An 18549-nucleotide genomic window follows, 5' to 3' on the forward strand; every position below is an offset into this window, starting at 1 on the left:
CGCCGATGAGTGCCGCACGCTCGCCACGCGCATGCATCCGCGGCATGCTGGCCGACCTGAAGATGCCTGAATCCCTGGAAGCGGTTGACGAACTCCTCAGTGCGAGAGTAGCCGACGTCGGCGGCGGCCGATTCACCGCCGCAAGAGCCCAATTGCCCAAGGTGGACAGGCAACCCCGCGGCGAGGGGCGGTAGCCGACCCAAAGCCGTCTGTGCATCTTCACGTTCAGGTGGCTGACCTCGTACCAGAAACGGTTGTTTTTACTACATGCGGAACGCGTGTCAAGGCTCGCGCGTCCTCGATCCAGGTGCCGTGGGATAGATCGCCATCCACGAAATGCGCATCGGACCAGAATTGCTGCTGGGTTCTGTTTCCATCAAGTTAGTTCTTTTGAGGCGTGCCCCTTGAGACACGCCTACACAGCATACGGGCGTGAAAATTCAGTCGCGCGAGAACGTGGCTCCGCCGGTTGGCCGGATATACCGTGGGGTTGGCAGCCCCATGGCCTTGGCGGCATTGAGAATGCCGTCCTCGATCGCACCGGCGTCACGCACGGACTGGTATTCGCCGTCCTTGAAGATTACGTTGGCGCCATAGACGACCATAAAGCCCTCAGCGGGCTCTTTGGCATTGGCGGGAACCGAGAACGTGTGAATGGAGCCGCCCGGTTCGTACAGGTAACTACCGGCTGTTTGCGGGTCCTCTGGGTACTCGACATAGTTCCATTCGCCCTTCGTCGTGAAGAAGTGGACGGTCCCGGTGTGGAAATGGGGCGGCAGTGTCGTGCCTGGCTCGAATTTTCCGTACAGGACCCAGACACCGTTCTCACGATCGAGGAAGAGCGGGACGATGGTGGAGCCGGATTCCGAGCCTGGGAACTCCACTGCATCGTGAATGTTGACGGACAGCAGTCGATCCTGATGGGTAAAGACCTTGGGCAATGCCATGATGCAAATCTCCTGAGGCGACGAGTCGAATCGCGCGGATATAGATGTGTCTCGTCGCCGGTATGTTGAAAGTGTCCGGAAGTCCGGGGTGACTCAGAGATAAAGTCCGCCATCGACTGCAATCTCGGTGCCGGTGATGTACCGAGATTCATCGCTTGCCAAGAACAGCGACGCATAGGCGATGTCCCATGGGGTGCCTTGGTGGCCCATCGGGCAACGCAGATTTCTCGCGTCGCGTGCGGCTTGTCCCGCCGCAGCGTCACCCTTGGTAAGGTGCGCGGCGTGTGGTGTGTCGATCAATCCGGGGACCACGACGTTAGCCCGAACATGATCGGAAGCGTAGGGGCGCGCGAGCACACGCGTCATATGGTTGAGCGCCGCCTTTGACGTGTTGTAAGCCAGAAACGGCATCGGGCTCCATTTTCGGCTGGCGATCGACGAAATGTTTACGATCGAACCACCGCCCTGTTGCACCATACGAGGGATTACCTGCTGGCATGCCAGCATGACGCCTTTGAGATTGATGTCGAAGACGCGATCCCAATCTTCCTCACGGATCTCCTCGAGCTCCGCCACAATCTCGATACCGACATTGTTATGTAGTACATCGATGCGTCCGAACTCGGATGCGCAATAGCTGGTCATGGTTGCAAGCTGGGCCTTGCTGCATACGTCGGCTTCGAACGGCAGTGCATCGCCGCCGGCTTCGCGGATTTGCTCAACAACGCGTTGCGCGGCTTTGGTGTCGCGGTCTACGCAGAGGACGCGCGCGCCTTCCCGCGCATAGACAATGGCCGCGGCAGAGCCATTGCTGACGTCCGCGCCACTGGAGCCAGCGCCCACGACGATGGCGACCTTACCGGTCAGCCGGCCATGCCCACTGGCGATTGCAAGTGCTGAATCTCCCATGCCGGCGTCCCTTAGCGCAGGCCGAGCGCACGCAGCTTGGCGTCGGGCGCCGAGTATGGGCGCTCGCAGATGATCTTGTCCGAGCCCGGCGCAAACTCGAACGTGGCGGCCATTCGAACCCGGAAGGTGCGGCCCGTCGGTGCGAAGGTCTTGCCGTTGGCCTGGAGCGGACCGAGATGCGTGCCCTGCAACCAGAACTCTACGAGCACCGTTTCGTCGACGGCAGCAATGGCGATAATTTCGTTCTTGAGGTCGGGGAAGGGAATCCGCGACGAATCAAAGTAGCCGCGCACCTCGCTTTCGCCGTCAAAGACAACGCCGCTGCCATGCATTTCGTAGCGGGGGTGGGCAAACGTATCGATGACGGCATCCCAGTCATGGACACATTCCAGAGCCATGTGGTCCCGCACGGTCTTGACGCGTGCGGCGTCGAGCGTAGCTGACATTAAAGATCTCCTGTGGTAGATGATGAGAATTCGAATGGTGATCGGGTGCTGTGTGTGAGGCCGGTCGCTCAATCCAGCTTGATGTTCGCTTGCGTCGCGATTGCCTTCCACATGGGAATATCGCGGGCATTGACAGCCTGTTGCTCCGGTCCGGGCACATACTTTGCGGTGATACCCAGCGAGAGCAGCTTGTTGACGACGTCCGGCTCCTTGAGCGTGGTTTCCAGGACGCGAGACAATTTCTCCACGATGGGTTTTGGCGTCTTTGCTGGCACGTACATGACCCAGGTCAGTTCGCGGTCGAAGTCCACCCCCTGTTCCTGGTAGCTGGCGACGTTTGGCAAGCTGGGCGAACGTCGCGTGCATACAGCGAGCGCCTTGACCTTGCCTTCCTTGACGAAAGGGGTGGCAGTCACCATATCGACGAAGCCCACAGAGATGTGGTTGCCGAGGATGTCGGTCACAATCTGCGACGTGCCCTTGTATGGCACGTGCTGCATCGGTATGCCGGTCTTCTGGCTCAGGACCTCGCCACAGAAGTGGCCCGTGGATCCCGCCCCCCAGCTTGCATACTGAATCGGCGTCTTGTCCTTGCGCGACAGCGCAATCAGTTCCTTGAGGTTGTTCGCTGGATACTGATTGGCAGCAATCATCACGATTGACGAATTCCCTATCGCCCCCAGACTCTGGAAGTCGCGCACCGGGTCGTAGGGCAGTTTCGTGTACGTGGCCGGCGCAAGCTGGTGGGTCGACATGCCGCCGATCATGATCGTGTAGCCGTCCGGTGCTGCGGTGGCGACGGCGTGGGTACCGATCGTGCCAGCCGCACCCGGCTTGTTCTCCACCACTACCGGCTGCTTGAGTTGCGCCGCGAAGCGTTCGGCGAGCAGGCGGCCGAGAATGTCGCCGCCACCGCCGGCGGAGAAGGGCAACAGCATGCGGATAGGGCGATCGGGATAAGTGGCGACATCGCCGGCCTGGGCGGCGGTGGTGGCAAGGGCGAGCAGGGCGCTGGCGAGAAATCTGTTCATGGCTGTCTCCGTGGGTATCCGTCCGTTCTGCGATGCAGACGTCTTCAGTGCGTTCCAATCGATGTGGAAACGTTTCCATTAAATTTTGGTAGACCATGTGGGGAACGGCAATCATGGTAAACTCTATGTCGCATCTGAACGCAACGCAGACTAGAGTTGGAACTGGAAACGTTTCCAATTTTGGGGAGGGGAGGCAATGAGTTTGCTGTTTGGTGGCGTTTGCCAGATTGGCTATGTCGTGCGCGACATTGAGAAGGCCATGCGGCACTGGAGCGACGTGTTGGGCGTCGGCCCCTGGTTCTACAAGGAAGCCGTTGGTACCACCGAGTTCCGTTACTACAGCAAGACATCGGCACTGCCAGACCTGTCTATCGCCCTTGCCAATTCAGGGGGCGTCCAGATCGAGCTGATCCAGCAACGCAACGAAGCGCCGTCGCTGTATCTGGATTCCCTGAAGCGGGCAGGAGAGGGCATGCAGCATATCGCCTACTGGACAGACGACCGGTTCGACGAGTACGCGGAAGCCTTACGTGGGCGCGGCTACGTAGAGGGGCACGGCGGCCGCATGGGCATGCGCGGTCGATTTGCCTATTACGTCCACGCGGACTTGCCGGGCAACATCGTGGAGATTTCGGAAATGGCGGGCGGCAAGGGCGAGTATTTCGCGTCGATTGCCGCCGCTGCCAAAGGCTGGGACGGCGCTGATCCCATCCGCCGGATCGGAGCGCCGCAATGACCGCCAACGAAAGCAGGGAAACAGGGCGACGCGTCGGGGTGGTGACGGGCGCCGCGCGCGGCATTGGATTGGCGATTGGTGCCCGTCTGGCCGTAGAGGGTTTTTCCGTAGCATTGTGGGATCGCGATGCCGGGCAACTCAACGAGGCTGTGCAATCGCTGCGTGCAAGTGGCGCAAACGCGATGTCTGTCGCGGTTGACATCACGGATCGCGCTCAGGTCGACCGTGCGCTGGCACAGTCCACGGAAGCGCTGGGAGCGCCCACGGCGCTGGTCAACAATGCCGCGATTCTGGGGCGCAGCGGCCCGACGATCGAGGCCTCTCTCGATGAATGGAAGCGCGTCTTCGACGTGAACGTCTTTGGCGGGTTGCTGTGCGCGCAGGCTGTGGTTCCCCTCATGGTGAGTCACGGTTATGGCCGCGTGGTTAATGTGGCGTCGATTGCCGGGAAGGAGGGCAACCCCTTCGCCGGCGCCTATGCTGCATCGAAGGCAGCGCTGATATCGATGACCAAAAGCCTGGGCAAGGAATTGGCCGAAACCGGTGTGCTGGTCAACTGCATCACGCCCAGCGCGGCTGACACCGATATCTTCGGCGTCTACGACGATAGCCAGCGTGCGCAACTGCAGGTGCGACTGCTGGAGCGCGTGCCGATGAAACGCTTCGTCCGCGTCGAGGAGGTCGCCGAGATGGCGGCCTGGCTGTGCTCCGCGCGTTGCAGCTTCAGCACCGGGGCGGTTTTCGACATCAGTGGCGGCCGTGCGATGTACTAGATGTGGCAAGGGGCGGGGCGGATTTGGGCGATAATCGCGAGCGAAGCCGGCCGCCCTGCCGCCATCCGCTAGCAAGCCCCGGGATCAAAAATGAGCAGCCGAACGCGCACCCCTAGTTCCGATACGCCCGCCCGCGTCACGATTCGTGACGTGGCGCGCGCGGCCGGCGTGTCGCTGGGCACGGCCTCGCGGGCGTTAAATCGTAGCGGTCCCGTAAGCGAGGCGGCTCTCCAGGCCGTCGAACGCGCAGCGAAGGCGCTGGCGTATGCACCAGATCCGATCGCGCAGAGCATGCGCACAGGTACTTCTGGCGTGGTGGGACTGCTGGTTTCCGATCTGGCCAACCCCCTGTATGCCCGCATCATTACCGCGGTGGAGATGCGCCTGCAGCGCGAAGGCTACGCCATGGTGGTTGGAAACACTCACAATAGCAAGGCGCAGGAAGAGCTGATGGTGGACCTGTTCCGCCGACGACGCGTCGATGGACTGATTCTCGGGCCCTGTGAAGTAGAGCGTGCTGACTATCTTGAACAGATCTCGCGTGATCTGGCCGTGGTTGCCATGGACCGCGACTTCGGCGAGCAGGGATCGGGCGTTCACGTCGACCACTTCCGCGGCGCATACGAAGCCTGCCGGTATCTGCTTGACCTGGGTCATACGCGCATCGCGCTGATGACCTCCGACGGTGCCTTGCGACCCGGACGCGAGCGTATCGATGGATATCGCGCGGCGATGGCCGAGCGTGGCCTGACGGTGGATGAAACGCTCGTCCGAGCCAGCCGCTCGGCCATGGATTTGTCGTTCAGCGACGCGCTGGCCCTGCTTTCCGCAAAGTCCCGGCCGACGGCATTCATTTGCCTGGGCACGCGCATCCTGTCGGGTGTACTGCAGGCAACGCGACAAACCGGCCATCGGGTGCCGCACGATGTCAGCCTGATCTGCGTCGGCGACGGCGATCTGCCTCAACTGTATTCGCCCGCGATCACCGCGATCAGTTGGGACCTCGAGGCCGTGGGCACGGCCGCCGCTGAAATTCTGCTGCGAGCGATTGGCGGCGCCGCGGAGCGCGCACAGGCGAAGGAGCAGGGGGGGCAGGAAGTACGGCTGACCACGCAAGTCGTTATGCGCGAGTCCTGCGCACCGCCTCCCGCAGCCAAGGCTTGAGCGCACTATCGCCGGGGGCACTCAGCGTGCCTCGACGGAGCCCACGACCATCGGGCCCGTATCGCGTGGCCGGAACCACGCGACCAGAATGACCGCCGCCAGTACCAGCGGCAGGCTCAGCAGGTAGAGGCTGAGCGTAAAGCTGCCGGTTGCTGCTGGATCGCGCCGACTGCAGCGGGCGCCACCAGGGCTGAGGCCGCGCAACAACGCCTCTCAACGAATCTGGAACAAATGGCGGCGCAGCGCGGCGGGCGACGCTCGATGCGACACCACATCGACTACAAAGGCCGTTCTCGAATCCAAAGCGGCCTTTGATTGGGCGATCTTCAACGTCGCATAGTGGCCGGTCTCGGCCCTAGACATTGGAGATCGATAGGCGATCGCTGCCTGCAAGCCCGGCGGCCACCGGGAAGGAGGGGCGCGCCGCAAAGCTCGCGTAGTGCGGGCGCACGGGGCCGCGCGCTAGGGTCGAGTAGCCATCTTGCGGGCGATGGCATCGGCTGTGTGCCTTAGTGGATGGAGGCATTGCTTAACTATCTGCTCCTGCGTGCGCACGCCCCGAATCCAGACGATGTTGACGCACCCATACACGCGTAGCTTGTTTTCCATGATTGGCACGGCGAGTGCCTCTAGGCGGTCGTCCGCCTCGGTGCGTGGCTTGTCATAGTCGCCACCAAATTCCTGCTCGCGAACGCCGTAGCCGCGCTGCTGCGTAAGTTCGATCAACCGAGCTACATATGCCGGATCACGTGCAACGGCGTCCCCGACCCGGCGGCTGCGGCGCAATGCGGCCAGGACTATCTCGCGCTCCTTCTGCGGGCAGAAGGCCAGATAAGCCTGTCCCACTGCGGAGCGGAGCATGTTGACATGGAACCCTATGTTGTCGCGCCGGATCGTAAAGTACGACTCGGCGCGGTTGGTTTCGCAAAGCACCATGGCGTTGCCGCGCCGGATCGCCAGGTCGGAAGGCCACAGTATCTCGGCCTGCAGCCGGTCGAGCTCGGGGGCGGCGAACTGTGCCAGGCGGTCGGTCGCGTCGGATTGCCGTCGGCTTGCCGGCGGCGGACTGCCGGGGCAGTAGTATCCGTCAGCGATGCGCCGCCAGATCAGGGCACGGCGCTCCAAGGTCACCAGAATGCGCAGCAGTGTCGCCTTAGGCAGCTCCGTTTCATCATGGAGTGCCTGCAGACTGGAACCCCCAGTCCTGCGCACTTCGTCCAACACCGCCAGTCCTCGATCCAACGCTGCAATTGTCTTGACCTTCGGGTCCCACATGCCTCGCCTCCCGCACGAAACTTCAGCTTTCCGTGGATTTCACTGGGTGAAACTCTAGCAGAAGCCGCTTGAGAAGCACACTCGCAGGAAATATTGTTCTGGTCATGGCGGTCACGCAACGAACGTGTCTGACCGCTTTCGCTACGAAGAACAGAAGGGAGACGTCGAGATGAAAGCGCAACGCATACGCAATGTCCTTTGGATCATGTGTGATCAATTGCGCTGGGATTATCTTTCCTGCTACGGCCATGCCGACCTGCATACGCCCAACATCGACCGCCTCGCGAGTCGTGGCGTGCGCTTCACCAACGCGTTCGTCCAGGGGCCCGTGTGTGGGCCGTCGCGCATGTCCTACTACACGGGGCGGTACGTGACGAGTCATGGCGCCGTCTGGAATTTCGTGCCGATGCCGGTTGGCGAGATGACGCTTGGGGATTTCCTGCGGCCACATGGCGTACGCGTCGCTGTGGCTGGCAAGACGCACGTGGAGGCCGACCGAGCGGGCATCAGGCGCCTGGGCATCGATCTGCGCAGCGCTGAGGGCGTGCTGGTGGCAGAAGGCGGATTCGAGCCGTTTGACCGCGACGATGGCATCTGGCCGCCAGGCTTTGCCGATGAGAACCACCAATACACCGCCTATCTGCGCGAGCGCGGCTACGATGGGACGAACCCGTGGCACGACCATGCCAACTCGGCCGCCGGCGAGAACGGGGAGGTCCTGTCCGGCTGGGACATGCGCTACGCACGGTTGCCCGCACGTGTGCACGAGCAGGATTCGGAAACTCCGTACATGACGCGCCGCGCCATCGACTTTATCGAGCAGAGCGGCGACAAGCCCTGGGTGTTGCACCTGTCGTACATCAAGCCACACTGGCCTTATGTTGCTCCCGCACCGTACCACGCGATGTACAGCCCTGAAGACGTGCTACCGGTCCGGCAGCACCAAAGCGAGCTGGACCATGCGCACCCCGTACTGCAAGGCTACCGGAACTGCGAGGTAAGTCGAAATTTCTCCCGGGCGGAGGTGCGGGACACGGTCATCCCCACGTACATGGGCTTGATCAAGCAGATCGACGACCAACTTGGCGTCCTGTTTGACTACCTTGAGCGCAGTGGCCGCTTCGATGACACCTTGGTGATCTTCTCGAGCGATCATGGCGACTACCTGGGCGACCACTACCTCGGCGAGAAGGAGCTTTTCCACGACAGCGTCGTCAAGGTGCCGCTGATCATCTGCGACCCGCGCCCGGACGCCGTGCGTGGCCATGTGGAAACGCGGCTCGTCGAGGCCATCGATCTGGTGCCAACCATTCTCGATGCCTATGGGTTGCCCATTCCCGACCACATCGTGGAAGGCCGATCACTGGTGCCGCTGCTGCGCGGCGAGACACTGGGCGAATGGCGCGATGCGGTGTTCTCCGAGAACGACTACGCCTTCCGCGATTTCGTGCGCGAACCGGTCGGACGCCCGGCGCACGGCTGCCATATGACCATGGTGCGCGACCACGACTGGAAATTCGTGCACTTCGAAGGCCTGCGACCGCAGTTGTTCGACTTGCGCAACGACCCGGATGAGTTCGTCGACCTGGGCGCCGATCCTGCCTATGCAGAGGTACGCGAGCGCTTCCAGGCGCGCCTTTTCGACTGGCTGCGCAACCGCCGTATTCATCCGACAGTCAGCCATCCGGCCATGGCCGGATGGACACGCAAAGAGGAAGAGGTCGGCATCCATATCGGCCGCTGGTAAGCCGCTGGCAGCATCCCGTAGCGGCCACCAGAGAGCCGCCGGGAATCCCGAACATATAGGAGACAACATGAAACCCACAAGTCGCGCGCTGGCGCTTGCCTGTCAGATCGCCTGCGCATTCGCCGTTGTGCCGGCAGCGTCGGCACAAGCCGACTGGCCCAGCCGGCCGATCCGGATTGTCGTAGCGTTTCCCGCCGGTTCGCCCGGTGACACCGCATCGCGATTGGTCGCGAACAAGCTTGGCCAGTCGCTTGGGCAGCCGGTGGTGGTTGAGAACCGGCCGGGTGCCGGCGGCAATATCGGCGCGGACGTGGTCGCCAAATCGCCGGCCGATGGCTACACGCTCTTGCAGGGCCCGGACACGATCCTGACGGTCAACCCGACCCTGTACCGCAAGCTCAGCTTCAAGCCGGGCGACCTCGTCCCCGTGATCACCCTTGCGCGCTTCAACCAGATGCTGGTCTGTGCGCCGTCCTCAGGTATCCATTCTCTTTCCGACCTGGCGAAGAAGGCCAGGTCGGAGCCGGAAGGGCTGAACTATGCATCGGGCGGCCCCGGCGTGCCGGGCCACCTGGCAATGGAGATGTACCTGACGCAGGCTGGCATCAAGATGACGCACGTGCCGTACAAGGGGCCGTCTCCGGCCATGCAGGATGTGCTGGCCGGACAGGTTCCTTGCGGATATCTGGCTTCGCCCGTGGTGACCCCGATGGTCAAGGCCGGCAAGCTTGTGGGACTGGCGGTATCCGGTTCAACGCGCTCGGTGCTTGCGCCGCAGGTGCCAACCATGGCCGAGGCCGGTGTGACCGGCTACGACGCGACCTTCAGCGAATTGCTGCTCGCGCCGAAGGGCACACCGGACGCCATCGTGCGTCGCCTGAATGAAGAAATTGGCCGCATCGTGAAGCTGCCGGAGGTGCGCGCAAAACTGCTTGCCAATGACCTCGCACCCGCGCCCGACCAGCCCGCCGCATTAGCCAGGCAGATCGAAGCCGACACCGCCAAGTGGCAAGCCGTGATCCGCCGCGTCGGTGTGTATCTGGACTGATCCGGCCACCCCTCAGACAACCAACCGAAATTCGCAGGCGGTGCATCCGCCCAATTCAGGAGACATCCATGACGACATCCACGCCCCGAACCGTTTTCGGTTCCCTCGACAACTACCGCAAGGGCAGCATCGAAGTGACCCAGGGCGATGCCCGTCACTATGTGTTTTCCAACGTCTTCGAAGTGGCCGCAGGGTCGGCGCCGTACGAGCGTGTGGTAGTCGGCAAGAATCTGGAATACGTGGTGGAAGCCGCGCGTGCCGAAGGGCAATCCGTATGGTTCACCTGCTCACACGACGAATTCGTGATCTCGATGGACGGCGAGGTACGCGTGGACTTCGTCAAGCTGGACGCGCCTTCCCCCGCCGCGGATGGCGCCGTGCTGGCCGAGCCCACGGGACAAAAGATGGGCCACGTGGTGCTGGGCAAGGGCCACCAGAGCCTGCTTCCGGCAGGCTGCGCCTATCGATTCAGCGCGCAGCAACCATGCGCACTGCTTTTGCAATCCAAGCTCGGCGCGCTGTCCGTCGAAAAGTGGGCGGACATCTGCTTCCACTGACACCCAAGGCCCCGATCCCGCATTCCCCACATCATTCAGGAGACTTTCCATGGCCATGCTCGAAGTTACCGACAAGCCGAAGACTTCCAATTTCGCCGCCGATAAGGTCCAGTCGGGCACGCCCGATCCGGTGAGCGGCTACCGTGATTTCAACCTTGGCGCCTTCCGTTTCTCGCGCGACGCCTACTTCGCCACCGTGCAGTGGCCCGCTCGCGGCCTGCTCCGCACTCACGCCATTCCTGCCGACGCCTTCCTGCGGGCCATGATGCGCGACGTCGCCTGGGGCTTCTTCTACGGCTGGGTCAACTTCGACCACGTATTTGGCACGCGCAACCACTATGGCAAGGTCGACGTCTACGCAGGTGCTTTCAACGGCGTGATGAAGGAAGCGGGCGTTGACTATACCGAGACCTTCGATACTCCGGTCATCATGGCGACATTCAAGGCCATCCTGCACGACTGGACCAACGAAGGCTTCGATCCTTTCGCGGCGCCCGAGGAAACCGGCACGGCTTTCGGTCCCAAGCACGGCGACAACATCGCAGCTATCGAGCGCACGCGCATTGCCACGCGCCGCATGCCAGGCTTGCCGGACGATTCGCCGCTGCGCGATGATCTGCCCGTCAACCGTGCCTTCCAGGACGTCGCGCAGGGTGAGCCCGAAGTCCATGTCGAACCGGGCTTCGAAGGTCAGCTCCACGCATTCAACCTGTTCAAGTACCTGTCCCGCTCGGACGTGACGTGGAACCCGTCAGTCACGTCGGTCTGCGGCCAGAGCCTGTTTTGCCCGACCACCGAAGAGTTCATCCTGCCGGTCTTCCACGGTAACGACCGCGTGGAATGGTTCCTGCAACTGTCCGACGAGATCGTCTGGGACATCGGCGACAAGAACACCGGCGCGCCTCGTGCCCGCGTCACGATGCGCGCCGGCGACATCTGCGCCATGCCGGCGGACATCCGTCACCAGGGCTACTCGACTAAGCGATCGATGCTGCTGGTGTGGGAGAACGCCACGCCGAACCTGCCCAAACGGTACGAAAGCGGAGAACTGAAGCCGTATCCGGTGGAGTTTTGATCGTCAGCTCCATGCTCTGCGCCTCAAACTCTCCTGGAACATCGTCATGCTGAACAAACTGTTTATCAACGGCCGCTTCGTCGATGCGCTGGCGGGCGGCACCATCGACGTATTGAATCCGCACGACAGCAGCCTCATCACCGCCATCGCTGCGGCCGAAGCGGCTGACGTGGATCTTGCCGTCGACGCCGCAGCCAAAGCGTTCCCAGCCTGGTCCCGCACTTCCGCCGCCGAGCGCGGACGCCTGCTGCTGAAGCTCGCCGACGCCATCGAAGCCAACGCCGAGGAACTCGCCCAGCTCGAATCGCTTGACACCGGCCACCCGATCCGTGATTCACGTGGCCTGGACGTGCCGCGCACCGCCGCCTGCTTCCGCTACTTTGGCGGCATGGCCGACAAGCTTCAGGGTTCGGTCATTCCGGTGGAGACCGGCTTCCTGAACTACGTGCAGCGTGCCCCCATCGGGGTGGTGGGCCAGATCGTGCCGTGGAACTTCCCGCTGATGTTCACGAGCTGGAAGATGGGTCCGGCACTGGCGGCAGGCAATACAGTGGTGATCAAACCGTCCGAACTGACGCCGCTGTCGTCGCTGCGGATTGCCGAACTCATGGCCGAAGTCGGCATTCCGGCGGGCGTGGTCAATATGGTGCCGGGTTACGGCCATACGGCGGGCCAGCGGCTGGCCGAGCATCCTGGGGTCGGCAAGATCGCCTTCACCGGATCGACTGCTACTGGCCGGCGCATCGTGGAGGCATCGAAGGGTAACCTGAAGCGTGTGCAGCTTGAGCTGGGCGGAAAGGGCGCCAACATCGTCTTCGAGGATGCCAACCTGGATGCGGCTATCAACGGCACTGCGTGGGCAATCTTCCACAACCAAGGGCAGGCGTGCATCGCGGGATCGCGGCTGGTATTGCATGAATGCATCGCCGACGAGTTCCTCGACCGCTTCGGCAAGCTGGCGGCGTCTATCCGACTGGGCAATCCGCTCGATCCGGAAACCGAGATGGGGCCGCTCACGTCGGCGCAGCATCGCGACAAGGTGTTGTCTTACACTGGCGTGGCGCGGGAGCAGGGTGGGCGCGTGCTGACCGGCGGTCGGGCTCCCACGCTTGCGGGGCTCGAGAAGGGGTACTACGTCGAGCCCACGATCGTCGAGGCAAAGCCGCATGACCGCGTGGCGCAGGAGGAGGTGTTCGGCCCCTTCGTCACCGTGCTGCGCTTCGGCAGCGACGAGGAGGCGCTGTCCATTGCCAACGCCACCGAGTACGGACTTGGCAGCGGCCTGTGGACGCGCGACCTGGGCCGCGCACACAGCATGGCTAATAACATCCATGCCGGGATGTGCTGGATCAACTGCTACAAGCGGGTAAGCCCGGGCAGCCCGTTCGGCGGGTTGGGGCAATCCGGCTACGGTCGCGAAATGGGCTTCGAGGCCATGCACGACTACACGGAAGCTCGGTCGGTATGGGTCAACGTGGACGCCACGATACCGCCGCATTTCAAGCGCTGAGGCACTGGGGTGCAATGAGTCAGGGAGGGGCGATGGAATCTTTTGTCTATCAGGCCGCACCGTCGCGGGTGGTCTTTGGGGCGGGCCGGCTGGAAGCGCTGCCGGATGAGGTGAAGCAACTCGGCGCGCAGCGCGCGCTGGTGCTCACCACGCCGGAGCAGCGACCGCTCGGCGAACGCGTGGCTGCGCTGCTCGGCAAGTGCTCGGCGGGCGTCTACAGCGAGGCAGTGATGCACGTGCCCGTCGAGGTGGCGCACGCCGCGCGCGATGAGGCGGGACGGCTGGGCGCCGACTGCTACGTGGCGGTAGGCGGTGGTTCGACCATCGGGCTCGGCAAGGCCATCGCTCTGGTCTCGGGGCAGCCCATCATCGCTGTGCCGACCACCTACGCCGGGTCGGAGGTGACGCCGATCTACGGACTGACTGAAGGGCGTCTGAAGAAGACCGGCCGCAACCACCGCGTGCTACCACGTACGGTTGTCTATGATCCCGAACTGACCTTCACGCTGCCGGCCGGAATCTCAGCCGCCTCCGGTATGAACGCGATGGCGCATGCGGTCGAGGCGATGTATGCCGAGGATGCCAATCCGATCATCAGCCTGATGGCCGAGGAGTCGATCCGCGCGCTGGGCGGCGCCTTGCCCGCCGTCGTGCAGCGGCCGGACGACATCGACGCCCGCAGTCGTGCGCTGTACGGCGCCTGGCTCGCGGGCGTCTGCCTGGGCACGGTCGGCATGGCGATCCATCACAAGCTCTGCCACACGCTGGGTGGCACCTTCAACCTGCCGCATGCGCAGACGCACGCCGCCATGCTGCCGCATACCGCGCACTACAACCACGCCGCCGCGCCGCATGCGCTGGAACGCGTCGCGCGGGCGCTGGGTGGCGAACGGGCGCAGGATGCCGGCCCTCTGCTGCTCCGGTTGAACCAGTCGCTGGGTATTGCTATGGCGCTGTCCGCCATCGGGATGCCGGAGGACGGACTGGACGAGGCCGCCACGCTGGCCTGCACCAATCCATACTACAACCCCAGGCCGGTCGAGCGCGACGCGGTATACGCGCTGCTCGAACGCGCCTGGCGCGGCGAAATCCCGGCCTGAAGCGCTAACCACATCTCAGGAGAGTCAATTGGAGCGAAGCCCACACGCTACCGCCGAAGCCGCACTGACCGATCAGGTCATCGCCCGTTTCGGCGATACACCCGACCCCCGCCTGCGCGCGCTGATGCAGGGGCTGGTCCGCCATCTGCACGCGTACGTGCGCGAACTCGAGCCGACCGAGTCGGAGTGGTTCGCCGCCATCCAGTTCCTGACCGACACCGGCCAGATGTGCGACGGACTGGTGCGCCAGGAATTCATCCTGTTGTCGGACACGCTGGGCGTGTCGATGCTCGTCGATGCGATCAACCACCGCCAGTCCACTGGCACCACCGATACCACCGTCCTCGGCCCGTTCTACATCGCCGGCATGCCTGACCGTGCCCTTGGCGACAACATGGCGGTTACGCCTGGTACTGCCGCGCTCGTCCACGGCCGGGTTTTCTCCGTTGATGGCACGCCGCTGCGTAATGCGGTGCTCGACATCTGGCAAACCGCGGAAAACGGCATGTATTCCGGCCAGGATTCCGTCCAGCCCACAGGCAACCTGCGCGGCCGCTACCGCACTGATGACGAGGGTTACTACGCGATCCGCACCATCGTGCCGGTGAGCTACCCGATCCCCACCGACGGCCCCGTCGGCCGCATGCTCGACGCCACCAGGCGCCATCCGTGGCGGCCGGCCCACCTGCATTTCATGATCGATGCGCCAGGCCATCGCCGGCTGGTCACGCACCTGTTCAATCAGGGCGATCCATGCCTGAACTCGGACGCGGTGTTTGGCGTCAAGGAATCCCTGCAGGTAGCGTACGAGGAGTGCCCCGCGGATGATCCGTTGGCACGACGTTTCGGCTTCGATGGCCCGTTCCGTGAAGCGCGCTACGACTTTGTTCTCGAACCGATCTCGCGAGGCTGATCGCCATGTCCCGCTTCTATGCAATCTTCGCCACCGACAAGCTTGGCATGCTGGCCGTCCGCGAGTGTGTACGCCCTGCCCATCGCGCCTATCTGCGCAACGCCGCAGCCGGGCAAGGCGTGTTCGTGCGACTCGGCGGCCCGACACTGGATGCACAGGCCGACACGATGAACGGCACGCTGCTGGTCATCGAGGCCGGGCACATCGAGGACGTCCAACGCTTCGTCAGTGACGACCCTTACATGCACGCCGGCATCTTCGAGCGTGTGGAGATCCGCCCGTGGGACTGGAGTCTGGGTCAGCCAGGGCGCGAGGCGTGACGATATGGACACCACTATGCTGTGCCATCTCGATGCCGTGCCCGACGGCGGCGCCCGCGTGATTAACCGTGATCCGGGAGTCATCGTGGTCCGCCGAGGGCAACAGGTCTGGGCCTACATCAATCGATGCCCCCACTTCTCCATTCCATTGGACTTCGAACCGGGCACCATCTGTACGTATGAGGCCGAAGTCCTGATGTGCGCCCATCATTCCGCGCTGTTCCGGTTTGCCGATGGCGTCTGCATCGACGGTCCGTGCCGTGACGCGACGCTGTCGTCGCTGGCAGTGCAGGTGATCGACGGGCGGGTGTGCCTGTGCTAGTCGCCGCGCACCGTATGTAGCGATATCCGGCGCAGCCCTTAAGAATTTGCCAGAGTGGGGCGCCTGGTTTGGGCGCCCACTCACTAAAAGCCTGGACTATCCCCTGGATGTTTCCCCCACCCGTTCGCCATTGCCAAGGATCATCAGCGCATCGTCGTCGAATTCTGTGGGTTCCAAAATCTCCAACTTGGGGATTTCAGGGAACAGAACTGGCACTAGATCGCTAACGATTTTGTATGACTCGAAGGGGCCAAAGCGATAGACGGCATTCCCGTCGATTTCCACGAAGTACCAGCCACCGACGAGATCGGGGAAAACGATCACGCTGTGGCCATCATTCCTAGCTTGCATCACATCCTCCGCACCACGGTTTGCGATGGACCTCCGCAGTCCGGTGGGATGGGGGCAGGAACTTCTGGATCCATCCCTCATGCTCGGATCACATCTGGCTTGACTATCGACGGATGCGAACGGTTTGTCGGTACGCTAGCGTGCTAGCGGGGGCGGTTGCGCGAGAACCGTCCGAACGGACGGGAGCAAGTGCGAATGTGATGCCGCAAGAGTGACGTGCGTTGCACACGTTACGATACTTGCCTGGTCGGTCCGCTGACCTATATTTAACACTGCAAGTGATCCTCTGCCGCCTTGTGGCCGGCTTCGATTTCCTGGGCACAGATCGATGTCACGATTTCATCCATTTCAGACCGGGGAGAAGCAGTCATGAGCATCATGCATGATCCGACGTCAAACCATCTTCTCGCCGCACTCCCTTTGGCCGACCGGGAACGCCTCGCACCGCACCTGACGTTGGTGGAGTTACCCTTAGGCCACGTCGTGTACGAGTCGGGTGATCAACTACGCTCCGTCTATTTCCCGACCGATTCGATCATTTCGCTGCTTTATGTGATGGAAGACGGATCGTCTGCCGAGATCGCAATCGTGGGCAACGAGGGTGTGGTCGGCATCGCGATTTTTATGGGCGGGGAGACAACCCCGAGCCGTGCCATCGTGCAGAGCGCTGGATACGGATACGGCCTGAGCGCGGCGATCCTTAAGCAGGAATTCATGCGGGGCGGGCCATTGCAGCACTTGTTGCTCCGATATACGCAAGCACTCATCACCCAAATGGCGCAGACGGCGGTCTGCAATCGCCATCACTCCATCGACCAGCAATTGTGCCGATGGTTGCTACTAAGTATTGACCGGCTGGCCACAAACGACCTGACGATGACGCAGGAGCTCATTGCCAACATGCTCGGGGTGCGACGCTCCGGCGTCACCGAGGCCGCTCTGAAGCTTCAGGCCGCGGGGCTGATTCGCTACAGCCATGGGCATATTGCGGTACTCGACCGGGCGGGCTTGGAGCAGCGCGTATGTGAGTGTTATGCGGTCGTGAAGCGAGAGTTCGAGCGGCTGTTGCCAGGCATACTGAAGATCTGAGGGCAAGACATGCATCCTGTGGCGCCGCGTCTGATCGATCTTACTGGTTGTAGAGTCCTGAATGCCCGGCGCCGGAAGGCTGGTTTTTACTGCCGGCAGCCAACTGCCAGTCTGTCTTGTCGCGCGGGGTACTGATCTGCCGTTCCGCAAACATGGCGGCGCCCGGTGCGATGGGGTCGCTTGCCGGGAATGTCATCTCCAATGATGCGTCCACGGCGGCCTGATAGGTATGGCCTTCCTCTGCGACAGGCATCGACGCACGGCCGCCGGGTTCCGATTTGCGGTGCTGTGCGGAGGTAATGAGCCTGTGCATGATTGCTCCTGTGTTGATGTGAGGCGGGCGGCCACAAGCCGTCGGCGGACACCGGCAAGGCATTGCGCGGCCTTTGCCGGGCGATAATGGCTCGTCAGGGACCCGCCGACCTGTCAGGACTTGTGGATCCCCAACTGATTCTCGACCTTCGTCACGCCGCTGACGCTTTTGGCTACTTCGGTTGCCATCTGGCGTTCCGTCGTGGAAGGAACGCTGCCAGTCAGGCGTACCACGCCTTCGCGTGTGCGTACGTGTATGTGCGTCGAAGTCAGGTTCTTCTGATCAAGCAGACCGGCCTTGACTTTGGTTGTGATCGCCGTATCAGACATGGCCTCGCCGGCTGTCTCATGCGTGGGGTTGGGATTCGTGAGCGAGGCCGGAGGCGCATTGCCTTGCCCCTGGCCAAGGGGAGTGTAGAAACTGCCCGCGAGCACGAGTAATGCTGCACCGGTGGAGAAGTTGATGGCGTGGATGGATCTCATTTGAACTGCCTCGATTCGATTCGGAAGAAACCAGGGATGCATTCCTTCTTCATGCAGTCCGGGCAGACAAAGGCTGACATCAATCCACGCGGAAATCGGTACGGTGTCGGACGTGTCCCACCTGATGACATGGCGCCCCCGCATTCCGGTACGGCACCGTACCGACGGAGGGCGGGCTCATGCCTATCCTCGTGGCAAATATTGTTTTCCAGTCCGAAGCGGCAGTTGCGCGATCGCTCCAGAGGATCGAAGGGCTTGCACAAGGTCACCAAAAATAGGTCGCCAGAAAATCACCGGTACTGTTCCCCAAGGTGCCGGTGTCTCGAGTGGGAGATCTAGTCGCATCGACTGATGACGACGCATTAATGATCCTCCAGAGATGCGGAACGGGTGGGGGAGGGGGGGGAAAGCCAGTCAAGTGCAGCACCGGGGTTCCGGCCG

General features: G+C 62.5%; 22 protein-coding genes. 14 read left to right on the forward strand and 8 right to left on the reverse strand.

Features of this window, described 5'->3' with window-relative positions; all coding sequences use genetic code 11:
- Window positions 1-5: 5 nt before the first annotated feature.
- Entirely contained in the window at window positions 6-194 is a 189-nt protein-coding gene (locus tag AB4120_RS05915; RefSeq protein ID WP_441641994.1) for a hypothetical protein, read from the forward strand.
- Window positions 195-440: 246 nt separating this feature from the next.
- Here the strand turns inward: AB4120_RS05915 and AB4120_RS05920 are convergent, their stop codons facing one another.
- From AB4120_RS05920 to AB4120_RS05935, 4 genes are all read right to left on the reverse strand, one after another.
- A complete protein-coding gene (locus AB4120_RS05920; RefSeq protein ID WP_149135978.1) occupies window positions 441-947 on the reverse strand; it encodes a 2,4'-dihydroxyacetophenone dioxygenase family protein in 507 nt (168 codons plus the stop codon).
- A 93-nt stretch (window positions 948-1040) separates the two neighbouring features.
- Window positions 1041-1856 carry an SDR family NAD(P)-dependent oxidoreductase gene (locus tag AB4120_RS05925; protein WP_441641995.1) on the reverse strand — a complete coding sequence of 272 codons (816 nt, stop codon included), beginning with the start codon at window positions 1854-1856 and terminating at the stop codon, window positions 1041-1043.
- Window positions 1857-1867: 11 nt separating this feature from the next.
- Window positions 1868-2302, reverse strand: a complete 435-nt coding sequence (locus tag AB4120_RS05930; RefSeq protein ID WP_441641996.1) for an ester cyclase — start codon at window positions 2300-2302, stop codon at window positions 1868-1870.
- 68 nt (window positions 2303-2370) lie between these two features.
- Window positions 2371-3333 carry a Bug family tripartite tricarboxylate transporter substrate binding protein gene (locus AB4120_RS05935; RefSeq protein ID WP_149135975.1) on the reverse strand — a complete coding sequence of 321 codons (963 nt, stop codon included), beginning with the start codon at window positions 3331-3333 and terminating at the stop codon, window positions 2371-2373.
- A gap of 196 nt (window positions 3334-3529) precedes the next feature.
- On the opposite strand from AB4120_RS05935, the gene AB4120_RS05940 reads away from it, so the two are divergent.
- From AB4120_RS05940 to AB4120_RS05950, 3 genes are all read left to right on the forward strand, one after another.
- Window positions 3530-4069: a VOC family protein gene (locus AB4120_RS05940; protein ID WP_441641997.1), complete on the forward strand. Its 540-nt coding sequence runs from the start codon at window positions 3530-3532 to the stop codon at window positions 4067-4069.
- Entirely contained in the window at window positions 4066-4842 is a 777-nt protein-coding gene (locus AB4120_RS05945; RefSeq protein ID WP_441641998.1) for an SDR family NAD(P)-dependent oxidoreductase, read from the forward strand. Before AB4120_RS05940 ends, AB4120_RS05945 begins: the two co-directional genes overlap by 4 nt.
- A gap of 90 nt (window positions 4843-4932) precedes the next feature.
- Entirely contained in the window at window positions 4933-6006 is a 1074-nt protein-coding gene (locus AB4120_RS05950) for a LacI family DNA-binding transcriptional regulator (RefSeq protein ID WP_092301307.1), read from the forward strand.
- A 462-nt stretch (window positions 6007-6468) separates the two neighbouring features.
- Here AB4120_RS05950 and AB4120_RS05955 read toward each other — a convergent pair whose 3' ends face one another.
- Window positions 6469-7281 carry an IclR family transcriptional regulator domain-containing protein gene (locus AB4120_RS05955; RefSeq protein ID WP_149135972.1) on the reverse strand — a complete coding sequence of 271 codons (813 nt, stop codon included), beginning with the start codon at window positions 7279-7281 and terminating at the stop codon, window positions 6469-6471.
- 169 nt (window positions 7282-7450) lie between these two features.
- Here AB4120_RS05955 and AB4120_RS05960 point away from each other — a divergent pair, with 169 nt between their 5' ends.
- The 9 genes from AB4120_RS05960 to AB4120_RS06000 all read left to right on the forward strand — a co-directional run bounded on the left by AB4120_RS05960 (window position 7451) and on the right by AB4120_RS06000 (window position 15873).
- Window positions 7451-9028 carry an alkaline phosphatase family protein gene (locus AB4120_RS05960; protein ID WP_441642020.1) on the forward strand — a complete coding sequence of 526 codons (1578 nt, stop codon included), beginning with the start codon at window positions 7451-7453 and terminating at the stop codon, window positions 9026-9028.
- Window positions 9029-9095: 67 nt separating this feature from the next.
- Window positions 9096-10076 carry a tripartite tricarboxylate transporter substrate binding protein gene (locus AB4120_RS05965; RefSeq protein ID WP_149135971.1) on the forward strand — a complete coding sequence of 327 codons (981 nt, stop codon included), beginning with the start codon at window positions 9096-9098 and terminating at the stop codon, window positions 10074-10076.
- Window positions 10077-10144: 68 nt separating this feature from the next.
- Window positions 10145-10633, forward strand: a complete 489-nt coding sequence (locus AB4120_RS05970) for a hydroxyquinol 1,2-dioxygenase (protein WP_149135970.1) — start codon at window positions 10145-10147, stop codon at window positions 10631-10633.
- A gap of 49 nt (window positions 10634-10682) precedes the next feature.
- The gene (locus tag AB4120_RS05975; RefSeq protein ID WP_441641999.1) at window positions 10683-11708 is read left to right on the forward strand and encodes a hydroxyquinol 1,2-dioxygenase; all 1026 of its coding nucleotides are present in this window, start codon (window positions 10683-10685) and stop codon (window positions 11706-11708) included.
- A 46-nt stretch (window positions 11709-11754) separates the two neighbouring features.
- Window positions 11755-13218: an aldehyde dehydrogenase family protein gene (locus tag AB4120_RS05980; RefSeq protein WP_149135968.1), complete on the forward strand. Its 1464-nt coding sequence runs from the start codon at window positions 11755-11757 to the stop codon at window positions 13216-13218.
- Between the two features lie 32 nt (window positions 13219-13250).
- Complete coding sequence (locus AB4120_RS05985) at window positions 13251-14318, forward strand: maleylacetate reductase (protein WP_149135967.1); 1068 nt, start codon at window positions 13251-13253, stop codon at window positions 14316-14318.
- 28 nt (window positions 14319-14346) lie between these two features.
- The gene (locus AB4120_RS05990; protein ID WP_149135966.1) at window positions 14347-15231 is read left to right on the forward strand and encodes an intradiol ring-cleavage dioxygenase; all 885 of its coding nucleotides are present in this window, start codon (window positions 14347-14349) and stop codon (window positions 15229-15231) included.
- A gap of 5 nt (window positions 15232-15236) precedes the next feature.
- Entirely contained in the window at window positions 15237-15551 is a 315-nt protein-coding gene (locus AB4120_RS05995; protein WP_149135965.1) for a YciI family protein, read from the forward strand.
- 4 nt (window positions 15552-15555) lie between these two features.
- Entirely contained in the window at window positions 15556-15873 is a 318-nt protein-coding gene (locus AB4120_RS06000) for a Rieske (2Fe-2S) protein (RefSeq protein ID WP_441642000.1), read from the forward strand.
- Between the two features lie 96 nt (window positions 15874-15969).
- Here the strand turns inward: AB4120_RS06000 and AB4120_RS06005 are convergent, their stop codons facing one another.
- Entirely contained in the window at window positions 15970-16224 is a 255-nt protein-coding gene (locus AB4120_RS06005; protein WP_441642001.1) for a hypothetical protein, read from the reverse strand.
- Window positions 16225-16593: 369 nt separating this feature from the next.
- Here AB4120_RS06005 and AB4120_RS06010 point away from each other — a divergent pair, with 369 nt between their 5' ends.
- Window positions 16594-17313, forward strand: coding sequence for a Crp/Fnr family transcriptional regulator (locus AB4120_RS06010; RefSeq protein WP_149135963.1), 720 nt, complete (start codon window positions 16594-16596; stop codon window positions 17311-17313).
- A gap of 40 nt (window positions 17314-17353) precedes the next feature.
- Here the strand turns inward: AB4120_RS06010 and AB4120_RS06015 are convergent, their stop codons facing one another.
- Window positions 17354-17626, reverse strand: a complete 273-nt coding sequence (locus tag AB4120_RS06015) for a hypothetical protein (RefSeq protein WP_149135962.1) — start codon at window positions 17624-17626, stop codon at window positions 17354-17356.
- A 113-nt stretch (window positions 17627-17739) separates the two neighbouring features.
- A complete protein-coding gene (locus AB4120_RS06020) occupies window positions 17740-18108 on the reverse strand; it encodes a BON domain-containing protein (protein ID WP_441642002.1) in 369 nt (122 codons plus the stop codon).
- Window positions 18109-18549: the final 441 nt, after the last annotated feature.

It is taken from the genome of Cupriavidus sp. 2KB_3 (assembly GCF_052115685.1).
Classification (GTDB): domain Bacteria; phylum Pseudomonadota; class Gammaproteobacteria; order Burkholderiales; family Burkholderiaceae; genus Cupriavidus; species Cupriavidus campinensis.